We start from the raw sequence: 24,035 nt of genomic DNA on the forward strand, positions 1-24,035 counted from the left end.
GGGGAGATTTTTCCCTGTGAGATGGGCGCCGAAAATATCGGTGAGATTCGCATTGCCAAGCTGGGGCAGGCTTCCTAGGGTCCGCGCCTCCCGAAAAAAGGGCAGGTGCCAGAGTGGTCGAATGGGCTCGCCTGGAAAGCGTGTGTGCTAGCAATAGTACCGAGGGTTCGAATCCCTCCCTGTCCGCCATTCGTTTGCCACGGCTTTGAGTGGCACACCATCGCCCCTGCTCAGCGCGTCTGAGTAGGGGCGATGGTGTTTTGAGTGGTCGCGTTTTTCGCGAGAGGTGGCCTGATAGGCTAGCGGGTTCGCTCCTCCGACTTCTAGGAAGGGTGGGAATTCTGGGGATGGTGACAGACCAACTTGCCGATGATGGGGAACAGTCTGTGGGGTCCTGGAAACTGTCTGACGAGATTTCCGGAGGTGAAGGTTCCAAACGCAGGAAGGGTCAGGATGGGTCCCGATAGGAGAAAGCAGCGAACCCTGATGGCGGGACCGGCCTGGGTGCCGATGCGACAAAGTGGATGGAGATGACCGGTGATCGTGGGAGAGTCGGGTGGGGCGTCGGACGGATCGTGGACGAAGTGAAGGGCTCTTCGCTGATAGGCCGGGGTGGCTCGGAGTAGAGGGAAGTCGGTCAGCTTGCGCGCGGAAGGGTCATGATTTCCTACGATGAGGACGACTTCAGAGGGGAGCTCGGTGAGCCATTGGTTCAGGGTCGTTTTGAACTGATCTGTCAGGCTGATGCTGGAATGAAAGAAGTCACCCACGATGATCAGGGATTCAGCTTGGAATCTTGAGACGAGTTGGGTGATTCGCCTGAGGTCATCAAGGGTTTCACCTTCAGGAACGGGCAGGCCGTGTGAGCGGAAGGTGGCGGATTTTCCGAGGTGAACGTCGGAAAGAATCAGCGTGCGGGTCGCGGTCCACCAGATGACACCTTGAGGATGAAGATGGAGCTCTTCGCCTTGGAAGTCGATACGAAGTGGGGTCTCACTCATGCTTTCAAGGCCTTTTCTGCATTCTGTTCGAGTTCCTTCAGCATTTCTTCCATGAGGGTGATGGCATCCTTGGTGGAGATGATCGAGTAGAGCCGTTCGGCCCAGAGGGGAAAGGAAAACGGACTGAGTCGGGTGAGCTCGATGAGGCGAAGCGGCTTCCTCGAGATCCCGATGAGTACTTCATGCATGCGTGAGAATTCGAGTTGGCCTTCGAGGATTTCACGTTTCGATTGGTCGAGTAGGAGATTCTCCGGATCGTAACGGTTGAAGACTTCAAAGAGTAGGCTGGCGGAAGTCTGAATGCTGCGCAGTTGCTTCATCCGGCCTGGCTGGGATTGCTGAATTAAGCCCGCCACACGGGCAACCTCCCGGAATTTCCTGCGGGCGAGTTCGTGGGTGTTAAGGCAGGCGAGAAGGTCCTCGAGAAGTGATTCAGGTCGGAGGATATTCCGGATGATCGGCTCATCCAGCGGGATCTTCCCGTTCGATGTGAGGGCGAAACCATAGTCGTTCTGGGTGACCTGGATGCTCTGGGACTGACCGTCTGTTAGGCGGTGGGCGGCAAGAGTGCCGATCCCTTCGTTCACCAGCCGCCCTGCAAAGGTGTAGATGAACAGGTGCTCACCTTGTCGCGAATGGCAGTGCTCTACCTGCAGGACCTCATCGTTGGGGATCTGCGACCACTTTCGCTGGATTGAGAGGATGTCCTCGATGGCTTTGAGCTCTGGTCGTGCCGGGAGGGTCGAGGTGCTGAGGCGTCTGGCGACGGCATGGGCCAGTTCGGTTGAAAGCGGCATCTTTCCACCATTCCAGACGGGGATTTCGCCCTGGGCTTTCCTGGTGGTCGATGGCTTGACGGTGGCGACAAGATCGCGGACGCGGACGAGTTCCAGAAGCCGTCCGGAGAAAAAGAACGGGGCTCCTGGTTTGAGTTTGGTGATGAAGCTTTCCTCAACGCTTCCCAGGCGCTGCCCATTGCGGAGCCGCACGCTGATGGAGGTATCCGAGACGATCGTGCCGATGTTCATGCGGTGCAGCTGGATCATTCTCTTGTCGGTGAAATGGAGAACTCCGTTTTCCCGCTGAATCCGTTGATATTGGGGGTAGGCGTGCAGCGCGTCTCCGCCGTTGGTGACGAAGCCGAGAACCCATTGCCACTCGGCTTCGCTGAGGGTGGAGTAGCTGTGGGTCGAGGTGATCTCCTTGCGAAAGTCATCTTCATCAAGCGCTTCGCCTATCGCGCAGGTGCTGACGTGCTGGACAAGAAGATCGAGCGGTTTTTGCAGCAGTCGACGGGATTCGATTTCACGGGCGTCGAGGGCATCCTGCGCCGCCGCGAATTCCAATAACTCAAAGGCGTTCGTCGGCACGCAGAGGAGTCGTGATTTCTTGCCAGGCTGGTGGCCTGAGCGGCCTGCTCGTTGAAGAAGTCGGGCGACCCCTTTTGGGCTGCCGATTTGAATCACCTGCTCAACGGGTGCGAAATCGATGCCGAGATCGAGTGATGAGGTGCAGACGACTCCAAGCAGCTCTCCCCGAAACAAGGCATCTTCGGTGGCTTGGCGTTCTGCTCGGGAGATCGAGCCGTGGTGGATGCCGAGGCGGCCCTTGAGCGTGGGATCGGTGTCGAGTAGCGTCTGATGCCAGACTTCCGTTTGCGATCGGGTATTGGTGAAAACCAGGCTCGAACTCGCGCGGTGAAGCGTCTTCGCCACTTGCTTGACAAGTCTCGTCCCGAGATGACCTGTCCAGGGGAAGTGCTCGATCTCCAGGGGAATCAATGTCTCGACCTGGAGCTTTTTCTCGAGTGTCGAGTGCACCGTAATGCTGTTCCGATGGTGGATTCCGAGGAGGCTTTTCCGGGCGTCGTCAAGGTTGCCGAGGGTCGCGGACACGCCCCAGGTGCGAATTTGTGGTGCCCAGGTTCTGAGTCGGGCGAGACAGAGCTCCGTCTGGACCCCGCGTTTGGTGCCGAGGAGTTCGTGCCATTCATCAATGACGACGCATTTCAGGTCAGAGAGTTTGGTACGGGAGTCCTCGTAGGTAAGCATCAACGACAGGCTTTCCGGCGTGGTGACGAGGGCGAAGGGGAGCTTTTCGCGGAGTTTGGCTTTTCGATAGGCGGACACATCGCCAGTCCGAAGTGCGACTTCGAGAGAGCTTCCGAGCTGTGTTAGAGGTTCCTGAAGTGAACGCGCCGTGTCTTTGGCGAGTGCCCGCAGCGGCGTGATCCATAGGACCTGACATTGGCTGGGGGGCTGAGGGGCGGCGAGTGCTTCATCGACCGGGCCCATCCACACGGCGAGGGTTTTTCCGAGCCCGGTAGGTGCGTGAAGTAGGCCGGATCGGCCAGCGGCATACGCTTGCCATGTCTCCTTCTGGAAGTCGTGTGGCTTCCACCTCCGTTGCTTGAAAAAGGCGTTGATCGACGAGGTGGCGGACATTAGCTGACGAGTGTCTGGGCAAACTGCAAGGTGTCGATTTCCTCGGGCGATTTGTCGCGACGGATCGCTTTGATCCGGGGGAAGCGCATGGCGAGGCCGCTGTCGTGGCGCTTGCTGGGACGGATCGAATCGAAGGCGATTTCGAGGACGATCTGGGGCTCGACCAGATGGACGCGGCGCTTGATGTCGATGGTGGTTTTCTTGAAATGCTCGGTGAGTTCTTCGATTTCGGCATCGGTGAGACCACTGTAGGCCTTGCCGATCACTCGCAGCTGGCCATTTGCTTCATCGCGCACCGCAAAGGTGTAGTCGGAGAGCAAGCCGGCACGTCCTCCATGACCTTGTTGGGCATGGGTCACGAGGCAGTCGAGAGTCACCTGCACCTTCTTGAGCTTGAGCCATGACTGGCCACGTCGACCGAAGTGGTAGGGGCTCTCGGGGTCCTTTGCGATCAGTCCCTCGTTGGCCCTGGCCCTGGCTTGTTTGAAATGGGTATCGATCTCCTCCGCGTCCGCGGCGAGCATCTGTCTGGCGCACTCGAAGGGGGCCTGCAATTTGATGGCTTCGAGCTGGGCACGTCGCGTTCGCAGGGGTTTCTGCCAGAGCGATTGTCTGTCGTGATGGAGCAAATCGAAGGCGATGAATCGGACAGGGGTGTCCTGCGGATGAAAGAGATCGCCCTGACCACGGTGCTTCTGCTTCCTTCCGAGGCGTTTCTGGAGATCGAAGAAGCTGAGTTGCCTGCCTTCTTCAAAAGCGATGATCTCTCCATCTAACAAACAGTCGGGAAGATTGGTCGCCGCTCTGATCAGTTCGGGAAATTCCGCGTCGAGGGAGCGGAGATCGCGGGAGAAGAGGTGCACGTTATCACCTCGTTTGTGAAGCTGGGCGCGGATGCCGTCGAATTTGTCTTCGAGCCAAACGGTGCTCTCGGGAGTCGCCAGTTTCGCGTAGATCGCGGTGGCATCCGGTGCGGGCGAGGCGAGCATGACTTTCACCGGCGTGCCAATCTGCAGTTCGGCTTCGTGGCACCTCTTCTGCTTGGCGAGCACCGCCGTGCTTCCGAGATCTCCCGTGAGCATGTGGGCACGTGCCACTTCCCTGGGGTCGGCGCTGAAGGCTTCGGCGATGGCTTCCTCCAGCAGGCCTTCGCGGCTTCCGATGCGAAATTCGCGAGTCAGGACGCGCAGGACAAATTCGACCTCAGGCGGTGGTAGCCGACGCAATGTTCCAGCGAGCTCGTGGATGGCATCGAGCTGAACTCTGCAATTCCTCAGGAAGTCGATCAGCGATGAAAGGTCGGGGGCGCTGAAGGGCGTGCTGGATGCCTTCCAGTCGCCATGGAGCCCCGAGAGAATCCGCGCGGTCCGGGCGGCGTCCTGCTGCTGATTGGAGATGCTTCGGTAGTCGGCGAGGGTGATGGAAAAAGCTTTGAGAAGCGCAAGGCGGATCGAGGCAAAACCGAAGCCGAGTTTCAGGGAACGCTCGGAGAGCCAGTCAACAAGCGTGCTGAGCTCGTTTTCATTGAGGGGCGATATCAGTGAGGCGAGAAGCTCTCGCTTGCTTGTCCGGGAGGCAAGGGCCTGAACCTCGTTCAGACGTTCGTTGAGCATGCTGAGGGGGCGGTCGATGCGGTGATGGTTTGTCGCCGAGGGAACCCGGGGGAGCTGCCGGGGAATGAGCTCAAGTTGATCGTCGGTGAAGAGCGACCAGGCCTGTCGGCCACGGGCCCGCAGGTCGGCTGCAAATTCCCGGGTGGAACCGTGGATGGTGTAGATTCGGGAAGGGTCGACGGCGTCGACGAAATCTAACAACTCGCGGTAGTCGGCGTGGTCTGAAAGTGGAAAGACGTGGTCGACCTGGTATCGGTAGCGGGCATTGGGGTGGATTCCCCAGCCGCTGATCATGGCGGTTTGCTTGTTCTTCAGGCGACGAATCACGGTCGAACGGATCGCACTCGGGGGGCAGAGAACGGCGTGCCGTGGGGGGATGGGAGCCTGGATCTTATCTGCTTGAGGGAGGGCGACGCCGAGTTCCCGACAGGCGTCATTCATTTCAATGATGCTGGAGTGGGCTTGGAAGACGATGTCGTGATCGGCAAGCAGCGCCGAAAGCTCTTGAGCCTTTCCAAGGGAGTAGGCGCAGAGGATCGGTACTTCCGAAGCGTCGAATGCGGCATGGATGAAGGTGACGATGGAGTTTTCGACTTCGTGGCGTGGGGGGAAAATGTATTCAGGTCGACCGTAGGTGGTCTCAATGATGAGGGTGTCGACCGAAAGGGGGGACGGGGCCGGGCAGGTGCGGGTGGCCAAGGTTTTGAAGTCGCCAGTGAAGAGCAGTGTGTGGCCGTCACTCTTTCGGCGAAGGTGGAGCATCGAAGACCCGACGACATGGCCGGCTGCCTGAATGCTCAGTTCGAAGCCGTCCAGATCGAGTGTCTGATCGGCTTCGATGATGGTTAGAGAGTCCTTTTTCAGCCCGAAACGGCGAAAGAGGAGGTGGGCGGTTTCGCGAGAACAGAAAGCTTGCTCGGGGCGGGAGTGGTGGTCGGCGTGGGCGTGGGAAATGAAGGCACGATTCTGCTGCCCCCGGGGATCGAGCCAAAGGTCGATTTCAGGAAGGTAGATGCCGGCGGGGCGCGCCTGAATCTGGATTTCCTCCGCCATGCTCAGTTTTCCGGGAGATGGCGGCTCCTTGGCCGAACCTTCAGATCTTCACCTGAGCATTCAAAGCGTCCGGAGGTATTTGCCCGATTCATTCCTCGATCATCGGTCATCTTGACGATGGCGCAACTCGTTCTCTCAAGGTCGCCGGTGAAGGTTCGTCGTTTCGCCCTCGACGATGTTTGTGCTGCGGGAGGACGGAAGCGGAAGAATCGGGGGAATCCGGGCTGCGATCCGCAATTTGTCGGAACACGGGCCCATCGAGCGAAAAACCTTTGAAGCTTGGCACAAAGAATGCCGCTTTCGGAGCAAGGAACGGTTGACGAATCGCGGCCATTCATCTCATCACCCACGAATTCATGGAAGCGCCTCGCATTAACACCTTTGAAGAACCGGATGTCGTATTGATTGGAGGAGGAATCATGAGCGCGACGCTCGGCCTGCTGATCCACCAGCTCGACCCATCACTGAAGATCCAGATCGTCGAGGCTCTCGCCGAAGTCGCCAAGGAAAGTTCCAATCCCTGGAACAATGCCGGAACCGGGCATGCCGCTCTTTGCGAACTCAACTACACCAAGGAGAACGAGGACGGCTCCGTCGATGTCTCGAAAGCACTGCAGATCAACGAGGCATTTGAACTCTCCAAGCAATTTTGGGCGAATCTTGTTGAGCAGGGGGTCCTGCCGGACCCGTCGACCTTCATCACCCACGTGCCTCACATGAGCTTCGTGAGAGGCCGTGAGAACTGTGCTTTCCTCCGTCGCCGCTATGATCAGATGGTGGCCCATCATTTCTTTGCCGGGATGGAATATTCGGAAGATCCGGCTCAGATCGCCGAGTGGGCACCGCTGTTGCTTGCGGGGCGACCTGACAACGAATCCGTAGCGGCCACCTTCGCCAAAGGCGGCACGGACGTGAACTTCGGTGCGTTGACTCAGGCGATGGTCGACAACTTGACGTCACAGGAGAACATCCGGCTGGCGACGCAGCATCAGGTGCGCGACATCAAGCGGCTTAAGGATGGACGTTGGAAACTCACCGTCCGCAATCTTGAGAAGAACCTGAATCGCTCGGTGAAGACGAAGTTCGTTTTCGTGGGTGCGGGTGGCGCATCGCTCCCCCTTTTGCAGAAGTCGGGTATCGCCGAAGGCAAGGGCTTTGGCGGCTTTCCGGTGAGTGGTCAGTTTCTAGTCTGCGACAATCCGGACCTCGCCGAAAAGCATCAGGCGAAAGTCTATGGAAAAGCGGCTGTCGGCGCTCCGCCCATGTCGGTCCCGCACCTCGACAGCCGGATCATCGACGGCAAGCGCTCGCTGCTCTTCGGTCCCTTCGCGGGATTTTCGCCCAAGTTCCTGAAGTCCGGCTCGCTCTTCGACCTGCCCGGATCCGTGCGCCTCGACAACCTTGTGCCGCTGCTGGCTGTCGGAAAAGACAACATGGACCTGACCCGTTATCTCATCGAACAGGTGATGCAGTCGCCGAAAGACCGCCTCGATGCCCTGCGTGAGTTTTTCCCGGATGCGAAACTCGAAGACTGGCATCTATCGACTGCAGGTCAGCGCGTGCAGATCATCAAGCAGCATCCGACGCGGGGCGGTGAGCTCCAGTTCGGAACCGAGATCGTCGCCGCTGCGGATGGCTCCATTGCCGCTCTGTTAGGGGCATCGCCCGGAGCTTCGACCGCCGTCGATGTGATGGTTCACATTCTCGAGAAGTGCTTTTCCGGTCGCATGGACGACTGGGCGCCGAAGCTCAAGCAGATCCTGCCGTCCTACGGTCAAAGTCTCGCGGCCGACGAGTCCCTTTATCGCGCCACCCGCACCCATGCCGATGGGGTGTTAGGGCTTTAGTGTCGGGGCGTGGGGAACTGCTCCTTCAGAGAAGGGTGACGCTCGGGAAGTTCCGGTCAGCCGTTGCCCGGATCGTGCTGATGAATTCCTTCATGAAGGTCTGGCTGGCGGCTGCCCGGGTGGTGGCCGCGAAGAGCGAGGCGTGGAGGCCTTTTGCGGTGATGGGCATCTCGGCGACGTAGTCGCGTTCGAGGTAGGGTTGGACAGCCCAGCGCGGCAAGGTGGCGACGCCTCGGTTGCTTTTGACCAGCTGGAGGATGGCGATGGTGAGCTCGGTGGTGCGACGCTGGGCAGGCTCGATCCCAGCGGGTTCGAGGATCTGGCGAAAGAGATCCATGCGGTTGTCGGGAATCGGGTAGGTGATCAGGGTTTCCCGAAGGAAGTCGCGGGCGGTGACATGCGATTTTTTCAGAAGGGGGTGCTCGTGAGCGAGCAGCAGCGGCATGTCATATTCGAAGAGCGGGTGGTGGAGAATGCCTTTGCGGCGTTTCGATTGAGTGACGATGACAAGGTCCGCACGGTCCTCGTCGAGCAGGCCGACGGGATCCGGGTGAAATCCGGAGACGAGGTCCATTTCCACATCAGGCCAGGCCTCGCGGAGTTCATCCATGGCGGGCATCAGCCAGTCGAAGCATGAGTGGCACTCGACGGCGATGCGGAGGCTGCCGGCGGTGCCTTCGCCAATCCGGGCGAGATCGCGACCGGCATCGGCAATCAGACGTTGGCTATCGTAGGCAAGCAGCAGCAGCCGTTCGCCGGCACGGGTCCATTTGATCGGGCTCGTCTTCCGCTGAAATAGCTCGAGACCGTAGTGGTCTTCAAGGGTGCGCATCTGGTGGGACAGGGCGCTTTGGCTGAGCGAAACCCGTTGTCCGGCGCGGGTGAGATTGCCGGTCTCGGCAAGGGCGATCAGCGATTGGAGGTGTCTCAATTCAAGCACAAGGCGATTGATGGAGGGAAATCATCATGAATGCAATGGTGGATCATCTTGAAGAGCATGCGTTTTGTTCATGAAGAGCTTTCCGTCATGATGGCGGGGATGAAGCAATCATTGACGACACACATATCGGGCTATCCACGAATTGGTGCGAAGCGGGAGTTGAAGAAGGCCCTCGAGCAATTCTGGGCCGGGAGGATCACGGCGGCGGAGCTTGACCGGGAGGGGAAGGGGCTGAGGCAACGGCACTGGATCGAGCAGCAGAGACTCAACTTTGTCGCGACGAACGACTTCAGTTTCTACGATGGCATGCTTGATCTGGCCTGCATGCTTGGCGCCGTGCCGTCTCGATTCGGGGTGGTCGGAGAAGAGGTGTCGCTCGACCAGTATTTTCGGATGGCGCGCGGTCGGGGAGCTGCGAATGGGAATCGACCGGATGTGGCTCCGCTTGAGCTGACGAAGTGGTTTGACACCAACTATCATTACCTCGTTCCCGAACTCGATGCGGATCAGCTTTTCAGAAGGACGAATCGGAAGGCGGTCGCCGAAGTGAAGGAAGCGATCGCCTGTGGTCATCGGCCGAAGCCGGTGCTGATCGGTCCGGTGACGTTCCTGGCCCTCAGCAAGACCCGTGATGGAAGCGATCCCTTGCTCTTGCTGCCCAAGCTGTTGCCGGTCTATCGAGAGCTGCTTGGGGAGCTGTTTGAAGCCGGTGCCGAATGGGTTGAAATCAGTGAGCCGGTGGTGGTGCAGCGCAAGGATGGTGAAGTGCTCACGGGCGTTGCGGAGTCACTCGCCTACTTCAAGGAAGTGAAGGGCCCCAAGTTGCTGCTGGCAGTGCCGTTTGGAAAACTTGGTGGCGCGCTGAACGAACTGCTGGGGATGGAGTTCGATGGTCTCCATGTCGACGCGGTGCGGGGAAGTTCCGATTTGCCATGGCTCTTCACTCACTTTCCGAATGATAAGGTGCTTTCGCTGGGGCTTATCGATGGTCGCGGAATCTGGCGGGCGGACCTGCTCGATCACCGGGTGACGATATCGACATTTCTCGAGAAATGGGGGCCGGCACGGCTTTGGGTCGGGACGTCCTGTTCGCTGCTGCACGTCCCTCATTCGCTGCAGGAAGAAGACGAACTCGATACTGATTTGAAATCGTGGCTGAGCTTTGCCAAAGAGAAGCTGGAGGAGGTGGATCTGCTTTCAAAATCGGAGCTTTCGCCAAATCACGAGGCTGCGCTCATGGCAGCCCGAGACAATCGGTTGCAGCACCTGGGAGTCCGCATCCCAGAGCTGCGACGCGAGGTCGCGGCTCTCGACGCGCAATCGGCGCTTCGGGCGAGCGACATCGAGGAGCGGTTGAAGCTTCAGCGCGCTGCGCTTGGCCTGCCCTTGTTGCCGACGACGACCATTGGTTCCTTTCCGCAGACGGATGAGATTCGCAAGCTGCGAGCTCGGAGGAGAAAGGGTGTTACGGATGAAGCCGGCTACGAGCAAGGTCTCGAGGCCGCGATGCGCGATGTGATCCGTTGCCAGGAGGAGCTGGGAATTGATGTGCTTGTGCATGGCGAGTTCGAACGAACGGACATGGTCGAATACTTCGGTGAGAAGCTCGATGGTGTGGCGATTACCCGCAACGGCTGGGTCCAAAGCTATGGGTCACGTTGTGTGAAGCCTCCGATCATTTGGGGAGATGTCACGCGCCCGAAGACCATGACGGTGGATTGGACGGTCAAGGCGCAGACTCTAACAAGTCGGCATGTGAAAGGGATGTTGACCGGCCCGGTGACGATTCTGCAGTGGAGTTTCGTCCGCGATGACCTTTCGAGAAGGGAGGTGGCGCTGCAGCTCGCTTTGGCCTTGAGAAAGGAGGTTGGCGAACTTGAGCAGGCTGGAACCAAAGTCATTCAGGTCGATGAGCCCGGCCTGCGTGAGGGCTTCCCACTCGAGCTTGGCGATCGCGAAGCCTATCTCGAGTGGGCGGTTTACGCATTTCGGGTGGCGACATCCGGAGTAGCGGACGTTACCCAGATCCACACCCACATGTGCTATGCCGAGTTTGAGGATGTGGCTGAGGCGATTGCCGCACTGGATGTCGATGTGATCAGCCTGGAAGCATCGCGCAGCAAGATGGAGGCGCTCGATTCGGTTAGGACCGGAGGGCTGCGGTCAGAGGTGGGGCCGGGTGTTTGGGATATCCACTCACCGCGTGTGCCGTCTCAGGAAGAAATCGAGAACCTGCTGGAGAGAGCCCTTCAGGTAGTGCCAGCCGAGCGGCTGTGGGTAAACCCTGACTGCGGACTGAAGACCCGGGGATGGCAGGAAACCCGGGAGTCCCTGAAGAACCTCGTCAGTGCGGCGGCCGCACTTCGCGAAAGGGCCGGGCGGCAGGTGGCTGAGCTGGTCTGTTAGATTGGTGATTGCAAAGAGAAGGGGGATGCCCTCGCATCCCCCTTCCTGGGCAACCAACTTGCTATCGCTAGGAAATCAGGCCAATCGTGCGGCAAGAAGCTCGCGTTGGAAGACGAGTTCCTTTGGCATCAGATCATAGAGTTTCAGGAAGAGCTCACCTTGGCTGAGGATCTCATCTTTCCACTCCTGCGGGTTGTAGGCCATGCAGTCATCGAAGCGCTTTTCGTCAAAGCCTTCGATTCCTTCGGCGTCGAAGTCCTCCCAGTGAGGTGTCCAGCCGATCGGGGTCTCATGACCGGCGACGCGACCTTTGCAGCGGTTCACGATCCACTCGAGGACGCGCATGTTGTCGCCATATCCCGGCCAGAGGAACTTGCCATCTTCATCGAGGCGGAACCAGTTCACGTGGAAGAAACGTGGCAGATTTTTCACCAGGCCTCGCATGTCGAGCCAGTGGTGGAAGTACTCCGCCATGTTGTATCCGCAGAACGGAAGCATGGCCATCGGGTCACGACGGACTCCGGCTTTCAGGCCAATGGCAGCGGCGGTGACTTCGGAGCCCATGGTGGCCCCGACGTAGACGCCGTGTGACCAGTTGAATGCCTGATAGACGAGCGGCATTGTCGTCGGGCGTCGGCCACCGAAGACGATTCCGGAGATCGGCACGCCTTCTGGATTTTGCCATTCGGGGTCGATCGTCGGACACTGCTTGGCGGGCGCCGTGAAGCGGGCGTTCGGGTGAGCGGCCTTGACGCCCTTTTCGCCGTCGGCAGGTGTCCAGTCGTTGCCCTTCCAGTCGATGAGGTGGGCAGGCGGTTCCTCGGTCAGGCCTTCCCACCACACGTCGCCGTCATCCGTCAGGCCGACGTTGGTGAAGATGCTGTTTTCAAGCATCGAGTCCATGGCGATCGGGTTGGTGTCGTAGGAGGTGCCGGGTGCGACGCCGAAGTATCCGGTTTCCGGATTGATCGCGTGCAGGTGGCCGTCTTCATGGGGCCAGAGCCAGGCGATATCATCGCCGACGATGGTCGTTTTCCAGCCGGCCTTGGCATACTTTTCAGGCGGCACGATCATGGCCAGATTCGTCTTGCCGCAGGCACTTGGGAAGGCGGCGGAAATGTAGGTTTTCTCACCTTCTGGCGATGTGAGGCCGAGGATCAGCATGTGCTCCGCCATCCAGTCGTGCTCGCGGGCGATGTTGCTGGCGATGCGCAGGGCGAGGCATTTCTTCCCTAACAGCGCGTTGCCGCCGTAGCCGGAACCATAGGACCAGATCTCACGGGTGTCCGGGAAGTGGCTGATGTACTTGTCTTCGTTGCATGGCCACGCCGAGTCTTCCTGGCCGGGCTCAAGCGGTGCGCCGACGGAATGAAGGCAGGGGATGAAGTTGCCATGACCATCGCGTCCGGTGTTGATTTCGCCGGTGGCCTCGCCTTCGAGCCGGTCGAGAACCGCTTTGCCCATGTGGGCCATGATACGCATGTTGACGACGACGTAGGCGCTGTCGGTCACCTGCACCCCGATCTTGGCGAGTGGTGATTCCGGTGGTCCCATGCAGAAGGGAATCACATACATCGTGCGTCCTTTCATGCAGCCCTTGAATTTGGGCAAGAGAAGGGCCTTCATCTCGTGAGGGTCCATCCAGTTGTTGTTAGCTCCGGCGGCACCTTTACGGCGCGAGCAGATGAAGGTGCGGTCCTCCACCCGGGCAACATCGGACGGTGCCGAACGGGCGAGGAACGAGTTAGGGCGCTTCTCCGGGTTGAGACGTGTAAAGATTCCCTTGTCGCAGAGAAGTTGTGTGAGGCGGTCCCATTCTTCCTGAGAACCATCTGCCCATTCGACTGCGTCAGGCTGGCAAAGTGTGGTCATTTGCTCGACCCATGTGGCGAGCTTTTCGTGGCGAGTATTGCTCATAGCGATGACATGAAAGCGATCTTCCCGGGTGTCGGCAACATCATCCGAGAATATGATCGGAAATGAGCCGGATTCGCGGGAAAAGAGTGAGTCAGTGGACAGCAGGCTTCTTCATGTCTCGACGTTGCATCACCACTGCGGCGACCATCAATAAGGCAGCCGCGATGGTACAGATCGGACCGATGATCCAGCCGAAGCGGGTGTAAGGAGTTAAGATGGATTGGCTTGTGATTTGGGTGTCTAACACACCGGGGTCGAAAAGCGGGAGCGAATCGACGCGTTTTCCACTGGGATCAATGACCTGAGTCATCCCTGAGCTGGCCGCGACAACGAGCCATCTGCCGTTTTCCGCGGCGCGATGACGGAAAAGCTCGGCATGTTGGAGATGCTGGCGCGCGGTCCAGTGCTGGGCATCCATGCTGGGAATGAGGAGAAGCTCGGCTCCATTCTTCACCGCCTCCCGAGGCACCGCCGAGTAGTCATTGTCGAAACAGATTGGCGTTGAGATCCTTCCGATGGGGGTCGGCCATGCCGGTGCTTCCACACCGGCTTCGCCATCGTCGAAAAAGTGCACCGGGCGGTTCTTGTCATGACTGCCAAGGATGGTGTCGCGGCCGACGATGATGGAAGTGTTCGACCATGATTTGTCGGGGTGCCTGGTCAGGCTTCCGACGACGAAAACTTCCGCTTCTTTCTCTGCCATCAAATGACGGATACGACCGAGCTTTTCCGGGTTTTCGCGGAGGTCGAAACTGAGGGCATACTCCGGCCAGACGATGGCTTGGGTGGGGGTGGGGATCGAGGCGCTGAGTTCCATGTATTGATCGAACGAAAGCGTCTCGCCCTGAACCGCTGAGACACGCACTGCGACTCCCTTTTCCTGCTCACCGGTTCCACGAGGAATGAATGCAGCGCCAAGAAGAATTAAGACGGCAATTCCTGCGCCCTGGGTTTTTCGCTTGTTAGAGGAGAGCCAGGTGGAGGCCAGGATCACCACGAGTGAGACGCCGTAGACGCCAATGACCTGAGTCAGGGCATTTGGTGGAAGTGCGGTGCCTGGGGTGATCCACGGGAAGCGAAGGGTGAACCACTCGCTTCGGAAATACTCGATGCCGGTCCAGAGCACGGCGGTCATCAGGCCATACCACCATGGTGAAAGCGTTGGCCGATCCAGCGTGTTGAAAATCATCGCGAAAAAAACCGTAAACATCGCGAGGATGAATTGCAGGAGCAGCGCCATCGGCCCGAAGATCTCGGTCAGCCAGATGAGCGTGCCTGAGAATACAAGCATGCCGTGAAGCAGGCCGAGCACGGCTGATGCTTTCGGGCTCGCCCCGCGGAGCGATAGAATGAACGGAAGCCACGCCATCAGGGCCAGCCAATGCCAGTGTAGGGGAGGAAACGCAGCGATCACCAGGGCGGCGCTGAGAAGGGTGAGGAAGGCTCGAGCTCCGAATGGCATTCGCTGTGTCTAGACGAAAGACCAGCCCACTTCAATGTTCGGATGGGGCCGGAATTTTCCAATGGCAGAGATTCTCCTCTGGCATTCTTTCATCAAGTCGAGGTCGGCAGCTCGGCAGAAAAGCCTATGCCGCTTGATCATTACCCTAGGATGGGAAAGCGCAGAGTGATAGCTTGCGCCCATGAAGCTCGCGAGCGTCCTATTTTTCCTAACTTGGTGCTTAGGTTCCTGTCTTCCCCAAACGCGAACCAACGAACTTGTGCCGGTGCTCAGGTCTTCCACCCAAACGGGCAAACCGGTGGTCGTTCACACATCAGGGGGAAATGATGAGTCAATCAGAAAGGGACTTGGAGTCGGCACGGCTGACTTCAAAGCGGCGCTTGAGACGTCTCTGGTGGATACCGGGCTTTTCAGTCACCTCGGTGAGGGCGGCTATCAACTCGATGCCAGGATCCTCAACATGCGCAATCCCGGGGAATCTGCTGTTTTCGAGGTGATCACCGAAATTGAGGTCGCCTACACGTTGCGAAGTGCGGGGGCCGTCGTCTGGGAAAAAACGATTCGCTCAAGTCATCGCACCGAGTCCGATGAAGCCCTCCTCGGTGAGTTCCGCGATCGAATCTCTGCGGAAGGAGCGACGCGTGAGAACATCAAGATTGCCATCAGCTCGATGTCGGAGAGGCTGAAGTGAGCTCTGCCTTCTTCAGTGCTACCGGATCAAAGGTTTCCTATCATTTCAACCACCCCCGCCATGAAATCATTTCGCATCTTCTTCTCCCTGCTGATCCCGTTCTCCATCGGAACCCTTTGCGCAGAGGACTCCAGGGATCGGATCCGACTCCCGCTGCGGGTTCATTTGATTGAAGGGGCGGAAATGGTTCGCGAAGCGGCGAAGCCAGGTGGGGAAGCGACGAGAACCGTGATGGAGATGCCCTTGTCCATCGAAGATGCGACGCAGATCATGAAGCAGGTGAATGAGATCTGGGCACCAGCCGGGATCGAGTGGATCACGAATCCGGCGATGGGAGGGGGTGGCATCATGGCGGAAAAAGCGGGTGGAGGTCGGCTGAGCAAAACAGAAACCCAGAAGCTCGCGCAGCTGGTGGTGGCAAGAGACCGGAAATCGAAATTGAACTACATGAGCAAGGTGTATCCCGCTCTAGCAGATCCGGCGAAGAACGAGAGCATCAACCCTGACGGGTCCCTGAATCAGGACGTCCCCAGAATGTATCACCTCTATCTTTTCCCCTACATCGGTCAGACCCTCCAGGGGACGGCGAGCATCTCTGGGACCATTGCGGTTGTCGGTGTTTATTCGGACAAGAAGCCTAACAAAAACGGCTTTCCAAAGCTACGTCCATCGGTCGTGTCGGGAAAATCCAGACCGCTTCTTTCACCGGAGAATTTTCCAGAAGATGGAGCCCTGTCGGCGACCATCGCTCATGAACTGGGCCATAATCTGAGTCTTTTGCATTTCGATGAGGGGATGGAGGACAACCTGATGAAGGGGCACGTGAAACTGCGCCTCAGTCCTGCCCAGATCAAGCAAGCCCGTGCCCAGGCTCGGAAGGGGCCTCAGCTGGGCAAGGGTGGTGATTCCTGAAGCTGGCGCATCGGGCCTCCGCAGGGAGGAACGATCGTGTGCAAGAAATCCGAGCAGGGCTCCGTTGAGAACCTTGCAGCGCCCGCATTCTGAACCGAATTCCCACTTTGCATTCCTGTCATGAAGAAAATCCACCTTATCCTCGCTTTTCTGTTATCCGCGACAGCCCTGCTTTCTGTTCAGGCTGCGCCGGGAATTCCCGGTTTGAACACCCTAGCGATTGGCGACGCCGCACCGGATTTCGATTTGAAGGGCACCGATGGAAAGCAGCACCAGCTTGCCGACTATGAGTCCGCCAAAATTCTCGTGATTGTCTTCATTTCGAATCACTGCCCGGACGCGCAGGCAGCCGAAGGAAGGCTGAAGAAGTTGGTCACCGATTATTCTCCGCGCGGTGTGGCACTTGTTGCGATCAATCCGAATAGTCCTGAAGGCCTGCGTGCGGACGAGTTGGGATACTCCAAATATAACGACAGCTACGAGGAGATGATTCTCCATGCGAAGGAGCAGGAATTTAATTTTCCCTATCTCAATGACGGCGACACTCAGAAGACGGCCAAGGCCTACGGCTGTCTCGCGACGCCGCATGTCTTCGTTTTCGATGGCGATCGGCGACTGCAGTATAAGGGTGAACTCGATGACTCGCGCTTTGCCGATCCGAAGACCGTCAAGCGCGCTGCGGCGCGCGATGCCATCGAAGCGCTGCTCGCGGGAAAGCCGGTGCCACTCGCTGAGACCCGTCCGCATGGATGCTCGACAAAGTGGTTGGAGAAGAAGGCGAACGTGGGGAAGGAGATTGCCCAGTGGAAAAACAAGCCTGTCGAAATTGAAACGATTGATGCGGCGGGAGTCGCCAAGCTGCGGAAGAACGGCACCAGGAAACTCCGCCTCTTCAACATCTGGTCGACGAGCTGTGCGCCGTGTGTGCAGGAGTTTCCCGAGTTGGTGCAGACAGCCCGGAAGTTCGGCATGCGGCAATTCGAGTTGATCACCATCAGTCTCGATCACCCGCAGGATATCGGCAAAGCGAAGGCTTTTCTTGAGAAACAGAACGCATCCCTGCCGGATCGGCTCAAGGGCTCACTTGAGGCCGAGGGGCGGACGACGAACAACTATCTCTACAGCGCGGCAAGCCAGGACGAACTTGCCAAAGCCCTCGATCCCGAATGGCCCGGACCCATTCCCTACAGCGTGTTGGTCGCTCCGGATGGAAGCATCGTGTGGCGCCACAGTGGGATGGTCGATGGCGATGAATTGAGAACGAAGATCCTCTCGATCCTTGGGCGCTACTACCAACCCTGATCCGGATTGGCGGGGATTGCCGGGAGGCTGTTAGGGGGTGTCTTTTTTGCCGGGCAGCACCAGTCTGAATCCGATGTCGGGCATGCGCACGTTCGGCGTTGCCCCGTCTCTGCGAAACACCAGGCATTCGTCCGCATCAAACTCGTAGCCGCCGCCGCGGGTGATCTTTGCCGTATGAGGACTGGGATTCTCAAAATCGCCCCTCACTGGGTTGGTGCGTGGTTCGGCCTCGTAGGGAATCATGCGTGCGTTATCGTGACAGAACTCCCACAGGTTGCCGGTCATGTCATAAAGCCCAAGTTCATTCGGCTTCTTCTTGCCCGATGGATGACAGCGCCGTTCGCCGTTTCCGGCATACCAAGCCACCTCATCGATGTCGTTTGAGCCACTGTAGAGGTATCCTTTGGACTTCTGTCCTCCCTTTGCAGCGTATTCCCACTCGGCTTCGGTGGGGAGTCGGAATTGCTTTCCGGTCATCTCGTTCAATCGCTTGATGAAGCGCTGAATGTTCAGCCAGCTGACATTGTTGACCGGGTTGCCTTCTGCCGGGAAGTAGCTGGTATCCCAGCCCATGACTTCTTGAAAAAGCTGCTGACTGACTTCGTATTTGCCGATCCGGAAGCCGGACAGGGTCACCTGATGGGCGGGCTTCTCAGCCGTCGAGGCCTTCTCCGAGTTTGAACCCATGGTGAAGGTGCCACCTTCGACCCAGATCATCTCTTTCATTAGCTGGTCCTTCGACTCAGGTGAGAGTGTCCTCGGTGTCGAGGGCTTTTCCTCAGCCGACAGAAGGCCGCCGCCGATCAGCGAGCTGAGACAAAAATGGGAGATCAGGAGAATGCGCATCTGAGTAAGGAGTCCTCCTCCATCACATGGGAATCAAGACTGAATTTCATGGAAGGACCGCAGTGAGATCCGTGCTCACATCGCGGGTGGATGTCTTTCCGAGATCGAGGGCACCTCGGGTTGGCGGTGTGTCAGGCAGTGCTGCGAGCATCGAGTTTGTCGATCTTGGCGGTTGGTTAATCAATTAGGATTGTGAAGCTCATTCGGCATAGGATGGCGGAATGAGTGCGGAGAAGTCGTTTGAGGGGGAAATATCGAGTCTGCGAGCGCGTCTGGATGAGCTGAGCTTCATGCACGCCGAGGAAATCGGTCGAATCCGGAAGGCTCTTGAGGCGCTGGAAGGGAAAATGAGGACAGGGTCAGAGGCAATGGCGCTCGTTTCAGTCCCCGAGGCGGCAGGTTCGAAGGAGGAGGAGATGGAGATTTTCCGTGAGCCTGCTCCCGAGGTGAAGCCGGTGCCGGCCGAACCGGTGAGTACGGTGGCGACCCCGCCTGAGGAGGCACGCGGCTCGTTCGAGCTGCAGTTCGGTCGAGTGTGGCTGGTGCGTCTGGGAATCGCCTTGTTGGTGACGGGCTTGGTGCTGCTCGGCAACTACGCCTATCGTAATTGGATCCGCGAGTTGCCTGCGCTTGTTAGATTGATGTTTCTCTTCATCAGTTCGTTTGGCCTGGTGGCGGTTGGATGGCGTTTCACGTTGAAGGAAGGGATGAGGCGATTCGGGGAAGTGGTGCTCGCAGGTGGACTTGCGTTTTTCTACTGGTGCACGTTTGCCGCCCATCATGTGGAGCGATTACAGGTGGTCAAGTCGCCGGTGACCGCGGGCTTGCTGCTGCTTGGCGCGGCAGCTTTGATCGTCGGAGTATCCCTGAAGCGGGATGCTCGATCGACTGCGGTGCTGGGACTATTGCTGGCTTCGTATTCCACGGTGCTGCAGCCGCTGGGCTGGTTGTCGTCGGTGTCGAATGTGTTTCTGGCGATCGCGGGGGTTGGGCTGATGCGGCGTGCGGGTTGGGCGGGTCCGGGAGTGGCGAGCATGCTGGGAACGTACGCCGCCTTCCTGTGGTGGCAGCTGGTGGGGGCGTCTGGCGGTGCGCCGGACAAAATGGGCTTGTTCTTCCTTCCGGCAAGTTGGGTGGTATTTGCGCTTCCGGGAGTTGCGGGGATTGCCGACAGCTTCCGCTCGTCTTTGTCCGAGCGGGGTCGGGCCTGGTTTGCGGCAGCCAACAACGGGGTCTTCTTCGGCCTTTTTTCAATGCTTTGGCTGATGCTCGACTATGCTGGCTACTGGCGGGTCCCCGCCGTTTTTGGGGCGGTCATCCTGATGATGGGCTCGCTCGGCAGGGGACGGGAATCGTCGGGAAGCACCCACGTCGGACAGGGTCTGGCGATGCTGACTCTAGCGCTGGTTCTGAAGCTCGACGGCTATCAACTCGCCCTCGGTCTGGCGATGGAAGGCTTGATGCTGGCCGGCGCCTTCCTGCGTTTTCGCCGACCGCTGGAGCTGGCGTTTTCGGTGGCGGCTCAGATTGCTGCGGTGCTGATGGTGGTTCGTTTTCAGAACGAAGGTGCCTGGGTGTTTGCTCTGGTGGCGCTGCTGTTGGCCGGGTCGGCGGTGATGATTCGCATCGGACATGACCGCCTCGCTGAGACTGGCAAATTCACGAGGTTGTCTCGGGCAGCATCCTCGCTGGGTCTGGCGGCAGCGAGTGTGGTGGCGATTGTCTGGTCGCTGAACCTTGATGGTCCCTGGAAGTTGATATCGATGGAGCTTCTGGCGCTGGGAGTGACGGTGATTGTGATGAAGCTGGACCGGAAGCATTGGCTGCCGGAACTACGCTTCGTAAGTGCGACGTTTGGAGTTCTTGTGGCTTGTCTGGTTTTTAGCGAGACGCGATCCTTCGATTCGTGGGTTTGGTTGACGAGCATGTTGCTCGCTGGGGCTGCGGGGATTCTCTGGGAGAAATCCGAGCGGAAGATCGTCGGGGTGCTGGGAGTGCCCCAGGCGTGGCTCTTCAGCCTGATCACGGCCTGGTCGTTGATGGTGGGAATTCGGGCCATCAACTTCAGCAATCAGATCCACCTGGGAACGCTCGCAATCATCGTGCCGGGTCTGGCCGTGATCGCGGCGCGGATCCTGCATTGTCCGCGCCTGCGCACATCAATATCCCTGCTGTTAGGGGCGACCTTGTTTTACTCGGTGATCATTGGCCAGGCGTCCGCTCCCCTGCATTTTCTCGTGCCGATTTCGGCTTTGGCCACATTGTTCGGCTCGATTGGCGGTCCGAATCGGGATCGGATCGCGGACGGAGTTCTGGTGATTGGATGTCGTGCCGTGGCGCTGCTCGGTTGGTTCGTGGCCTGGACTGCGGCCTTGCCGGACCACTGGCTGGAGGTTCTCGCACTGAGCGGAGGCGCCTTGATGATTTGGCAGCGCCGCGTGAATGATTGGCGAATTCCCGAGGCGGGAATTCTACTGGCGGTCACGGCCGCAGGTCTCTTGGGGACGCTTGCCGATGCCCATTGGGGACTTCAGGAAAAGGCTGGAATACCGGACGGCTGGGGGGTGGTCGCGGGATTTCTGATGGCGGGACTAGCTCAGCCGAAGTCGGAGCAAAATCCGGTTCGGACGCTTCTCCTGTGGTTGGCAACGCTGGTGAGCGGCCTGTGGTCGACCCTGTTTGTTGTGCAGTCGATGGGATGGTCGGCGGTCGCGATTCTGTGGACCCTGCTCGGGTTCGGTTTTGTGTGCAGTGGCCTTTGGATGCGACTCGCTGCCTGGCGGCATGCGGGATTTGTTTTGTTAGGCATGGCGCTGATCAAGCTGTTCGCCGTGGATGTCTGGGACTTCGGGGCTTTCACCCGAGTCCTGGCCTTCATCGCGCTGGGAGTCGCTTTGGTGGTGCTGGGCTTCTTCTACAATCGCTTCGCCGAAATCCTGAAGCGATTGCTGGAAGGGGATGAGGAACCTGGAGAGTGATCGCTACTTTCTCAGCCGCATCGGGACGAATTTTGAAACGCCGGGCTCTTCCATGGTGACGCCGATGAGTTGGTCGGCAATCTGCATCATGGCGCGGCTGCGGACGACGGCGATGACCTGATTTCCTGAGGCTGTTAGGGAGCGCAGATTATCCAGAACTAAAGATGAAGGGTCATCGATCCCGTCGATCAGGAAAAGGTCTCCTGGTTTTGCGGCCTCGAGGGCAAGGTCGAGCTGGGCGGGATTCTGGAGGAATTGAACCTGGGCTCTCGACGCGAGAAATTCCGGGGGAGGCACGCTATCGGCGTAGTCGTGACCGTCGATGTTGAAGGTGGCCCAGAGACCGTTGACACTGAGGGTGCGGGAAAGACTCATCTCCAGATCGTAAGGGCGAATCTGATAGTCGATGCCCACTTGAGCCCCTTTGGCTGTGAAGTGGCGGGATGAGCTCGAACAGATTTCCGTCGGGTCGAGGGATGCGGCGGGATGAGCGAGGGCCCAGAGGATCCCTCGAATGACATTGCTTTTTCCGCAGCCATCGGGTCCGACGATGGCGGTCATGCCGGAATCGAAGGTGAGAATCTGGGTTCGATAAAAGGATCGGAATCCTGAGAGGGTGATGGATTTGATGATCATGGGGGATGATTTAGCGACGCTCCCACAGATATCTCAGAAGGTCGAGGATACCGGCACGGGGGATGCCGACATAGGCATGAAGAACGTGGAAGAGGAAGTAGTAGAACCGGCAGGCGGACCAGACGCAGATAAGCAGCAATACGGCTTCCTGCCAGGTGGGGAGTTCGGCGAGGAGTTGGAGGGCGGCGGAAAACAGGGCGAGGATCAGAAAAAGAACACCCTTAGCGATGATCCAGCGTTTGTCGGCGAGGTCGGGGCCCATGGGACATGACTAGGCCAACGGGCGTAGCGGCGCAACGATTCAGCCCGGTCTTTTCATGATGGGTTGAATCGGGGTGCTGCGATCCATCTCACTCCGGTTCCCGTGCCGCTGTCCGGCCGGCGACGGGTGAAACGAATCGTGAAGATCTCCCGCTTCCGATCGAAGAGGTGATTTCCCGAAACAGGGCCAGCATCGGCTTCAGGAGAACCGAAGCAATCTTAAGGCCGATCGGCAAACCAGCCGTCCGACGCTTTCGTCGGGGCACCGAGGGCTCAGCAAAGCGTTACTCAGGCGGGTGCCTGGTCGAGGTGGAAGGCATCGTGAACGGCACGGGCGGCGTCTTCGATGCGGGTCTCGTCAACGGTGACGGCGATCTTGATTTCCGAGGTGGAGATCATGCCGATGTTGATGTCCTGGGCTCCGAGAGCCTTGAACATGGTCGCGGCGACGCCCGAGTGGGAACGCATGCCGATGCCGACACAGGAAAGCTTGGCGATCCCGGCTTCGGTCTCGACCTTGGCGCCCTCGCTGATGTCGGCGAGGACTGGTTTGAGCGCGGCCTGGGCACGGCCGAGGTCGTTCGAGTGCATGGTGAACGAGTGACGCGCGAGTCCATCACTGGCGGTGTTGGACAAGATCATGTCGATGTTGATTTCGGCATCGGCGAGCGCGCCGAGGATCTTGCCGGACATGCCGGGTTCGTCCGGGATGTTGGTGATGGTGACGCGGGCTTGGGAGCGCTCGATCGAGACTCCGCGGATGACGACGTTTTCCATAGCAGGGTGTTCTTCGAGCACCATGGTGCCCGGATTATCATTGAGTGAGGAACGGACTTCGAAAACAACTCCGTATTTTTTGGCGAATTCGACGGAACGCGATTGCATGATCTTCGCCCCGGATGAGGCGAGCTCCAGCATTTCGTCATAGGAAATTTCAGGCAGCTTGCGGGCGTTCTTCACCACGCGCGGGTCGCAGGTGTAGACGCCATCGACGTCGGTAAGGATCTGGCAAACATCGGCCTTGATGGCCGCCGCGACGGCGATGGCGGTGAGGTCGGAGCCGCCACGCCCGAGAGTGTGGACCATCCCGTCGAGCGTGCAGCCCTGGAAACCGGCGACGACGAGGGAATTCCCTTCGTCGAGCGACTTCTTCATGAAGGCGGGGTCGATGTCCTCAATGCGTCCGCGGGTGTGGCTGCCGCTGGTGCGGATGCCGGCCTGGCGACCGGTGACGGAAAGAGCTTTCACGCCGAGTTCGTGAAGAGCCATGGATACCAGAGCGATCGACTGCTGCTCACCGGTGGCGAGAAGCACGTCGAGTTCGCGTTCGGCGGGAGAGTCTCCGAACTCCTTGGCCATGCCAATGAGCTTGTCGGTGATTCCCGACATGGCGGAAACGACGGCGACCACCTGGTTGCCGTCGTCGCGGGTGCGTTTCATGCGCGCGGCGACGTTGCGCATGCGATCGATGGTGCCGACGGAGGTTCCGCCGTATTTTTGGACAATGAGGGCCATGTCGGGGGCGGGAGTGAAGGAGAGAGTGAGGCGCTTGGCAAGAACGGGATGCGTCCTTGCGGCGGAGTCGAAATCCTCACGGGCAAAGGCTCGAATTGCCCGGCGATGGGCCGGGCAATCCACCCGACCTCAGCGAGCAAGGATGGAATCGCTGCTTGTCACCCGTCCCCGCCATCGGCCCGTCGCCGATGGATGGGACTTTTCTCCTACA

16 protein-coding genes and 1 tRNA gene are annotated in these 24,035 nt (G+C 58.8%); 7 read left to right on the forward strand and 10 right to left on the reverse strand.

Annotated elements, in window-relative coordinates; all coding sequences use genetic code 11:
* Nucleotides 1-99 precede the first annotated feature (99 nt).
* A tRNA-Ser gene (locus ACFQY0_RS11610) sits at nt 100-189 on the forward strand.
* A gap of 134 nt (nt 190-323) precedes the next feature.
* On the opposite strand, the gene pdeM is transcribed toward ACFQY0_RS11610, so the two are convergent.
* From pdeM to ACFQY0_RS11625, 3 genes are read right to left on the reverse strand one after another with little or no spacing between them, the layout of a single operon-like run.
* Entirely contained in the window at nt 324-1,001 is a 678-nt protein-coding gene (pdeM, locus tag ACFQY0_RS11615; RefSeq protein WP_379712492.1) for a ligase-associated DNA damage response endonuclease PdeM, read from the reverse strand.
* Complete coding sequence (locus ACFQY0_RS11620; RefSeq protein ID WP_379712494.1) at nt 998-3,445, reverse strand: ligase-associated DNA damage response DEXH box helicase; 2,448 nt, start codon at nt 3,443-3,445, stop codon at nt 998-1,000. Before ACFQY0_RS11620 ends, pdeM begins: the two co-directional genes overlap by 4 nt.
* Nucleotides 3,445-6,111: an ATP-dependent DNA ligase gene (locus tag ACFQY0_RS11625; RefSeq protein WP_379712496.1), complete on the reverse strand. Its 2,667-nt coding sequence runs from the start codon at nt 6,109-6,111 to the stop codon at nt 3,445-3,447. The genes ACFQY0_RS11620 and ACFQY0_RS11625 overlap by 1 nt, the downstream gene beginning before the upstream one ends.
* 356 nt (nt 6,112-6,467) lie before the next feature.
* Here ACFQY0_RS11625 and mqo point away from each other — a divergent pair, with 356 nt between their 5' ends.
* Nucleotides 6,468-7,958: a malate dehydrogenase (quinone) gene (gene mqo / locus ACFQY0_RS11630; protein WP_379712498.1), complete on the forward strand. Its 1,491-nt coding sequence runs from the start codon at nt 6,468-6,470 to the stop codon at nt 7,956-7,958.
* A gap of 25 nt (nt 7,959-7,983) precedes the next feature.
* Here the strand turns inward: mqo and ACFQY0_RS11635 are convergent, their stop codons facing one another.
* On the reverse strand, nt 7,984-8,898 hold the full coding sequence (locus ACFQY0_RS11635) for a LysR family transcriptional regulator (protein WP_379712500.1): 915 nt from the start codon (nt 8,896-8,898) through the stop codon (nt 7,984-7,986).
* Nucleotides 8,899-8,997: 99 nt separating this feature from the next.
* Between ACFQY0_RS11635 and metE the strand changes: the two genes are divergently transcribed.
* Nucleotides 8,998-11,304 (forward strand): 5-methyltetrahydropteroyltriglutamate--homocysteine S-methyltransferase, encoded by a 2,307-nt coding sequence (metE, locus tag ACFQY0_RS11640; protein ID WP_379712687.1) that lies wholly within the window; start codon nt 8,998-9,000, stop codon nt 11,302-11,304.
* Nucleotides 11,305-11,379: 75 nt separating this feature from the next.
* Here the strand turns inward: metE and ACFQY0_RS11645 are convergent, their stop codons facing one another.
* Together ACFQY0_RS11645 and ACFQY0_RS11650 are read right to left on the reverse strand one after the other, a co-directional pair.
* Nucleotides 11,380-13,221 carry a phosphoenolpyruvate carboxykinase (GTP) gene (locus ACFQY0_RS11645; RefSeq protein WP_379712502.1) on the reverse strand — a complete coding sequence of 614 codons (1,842 nt, stop codon included), beginning with the start codon at nt 13,219-13,221 and terminating at the stop codon, nt 11,380-11,382.
* Nucleotides 13,222-13,312: 91 nt separating this feature from the next.
* The gene (locus ACFQY0_RS11650; protein ID WP_379712504.1) at nt 13,313-14,683 is read right to left on the reverse strand and encodes an apolipoprotein N-acyltransferase; all 1,371 of its coding nucleotides are present in this window, start codon (nt 14,681-14,683) and stop codon (nt 13,313-13,315) included.
* A gap of 265 nt (nt 14,684-14,948) precedes the next feature.
* On the opposite strand from ACFQY0_RS11650, the gene ACFQY0_RS11655 reads away from it, so the two are divergent.
* The 3 genes from ACFQY0_RS11655 (at nt 14,949) to ACFQY0_RS11665 (ending at nt 17,588) form a co-directional block, all read left to right on the forward strand.
* Nucleotides 14,949-15,374, forward strand: coding sequence for a hypothetical protein (locus ACFQY0_RS11655; protein ID WP_379712506.1), 426 nt, complete (start codon nt 14,949-14,951; stop codon nt 15,372-15,374).
* Nucleotides 15,375-15,434: 60 nt separating this feature from the next.
* Nucleotides 15,435-16,286 carry a hypothetical protein gene (locus tag ACFQY0_RS11660; protein ID WP_379712508.1) on the forward strand — a complete coding sequence of 284 codons (852 nt, stop codon included), beginning with the start codon at nt 15,435-15,437 and terminating at the stop codon, nt 16,284-16,286.
* Between the two features lie 120 nt (nt 16,287-16,406).
* Nucleotides 16,407-17,588 carry a redoxin domain-containing protein gene (locus ACFQY0_RS11665; RefSeq protein WP_379712510.1) on the forward strand — a complete coding sequence of 394 codons (1,182 nt, stop codon included), beginning with the start codon at nt 16,407-16,409 and terminating at the stop codon, nt 17,586-17,588.
* Between the two features lie 30 nt (nt 17,589-17,618).
* On the opposite strand, the gene ACFQY0_RS11670 is transcribed toward ACFQY0_RS11665, so the two are convergent.
* On the reverse strand, nt 17,619-18,434 hold the full coding sequence (locus tag ACFQY0_RS11670) for a formylglycine-generating enzyme family protein (RefSeq protein WP_379712512.1): 816 nt from the start codon (nt 18,432-18,434) through the stop codon (nt 17,619-17,621).
* A 221-nt stretch (nt 18,435-18,655) separates the two neighbouring features.
* Here ACFQY0_RS11670 and ACFQY0_RS11675 point away from each other — a divergent pair, with 221 nt between their 5' ends.
* Complete coding sequence (locus tag ACFQY0_RS11675; RefSeq protein WP_379712514.1) at nt 18,656-21,412, forward strand: DUF2339 domain-containing protein; 2,757 nt, start codon at nt 18,656-18,658, stop codon at nt 21,410-21,412.
* 3 nt (nt 21,413-21,415) lie between these two features.
* Here ACFQY0_RS11675 and ACFQY0_RS11680 read toward each other — a convergent pair whose 3' ends face one another.
* From ACFQY0_RS11680 to ACFQY0_RS11690, 3 genes are all read right to left on the reverse strand, one after another.
* Entirely contained in the window at nt 21,416-22,048 is a 633-nt protein-coding gene (locus ACFQY0_RS11680; RefSeq protein ID WP_379712516.1) for an AAA family ATPase, read from the reverse strand.
* Nucleotides 22,049-22,058: 10 nt separating this feature from the next.
* Nucleotides 22,059-22,310, reverse strand: coding sequence for a hypothetical protein (locus ACFQY0_RS11685; RefSeq protein WP_379712518.1), 252 nt, complete (start codon nt 22,308-22,310; stop codon nt 22,059-22,061).
* Between the two features lie 287 nt (nt 22,311-22,597).
* Nucleotides 22,598-23,824 carry an aspartate kinase gene (locus ACFQY0_RS11690; RefSeq protein WP_379712520.1) on the reverse strand — a complete coding sequence of 409 codons (1,227 nt, stop codon included), beginning with the start codon at nt 23,822-23,824 and terminating at the stop codon, nt 22,598-22,600.
* Between the last annotated feature and the right edge of the window lie 211 nt (nt 23,825-24,035).

It is taken from the genome of Haloferula chungangensis, assembly GCF_042664875.1.
Classification (GTDB): Bacteria; Verrucomicrobiota; Verrucomicrobiia; order Verrucomicrobiales; family Akkermansiaceae; genus Haloferula; species Haloferula chungangensis.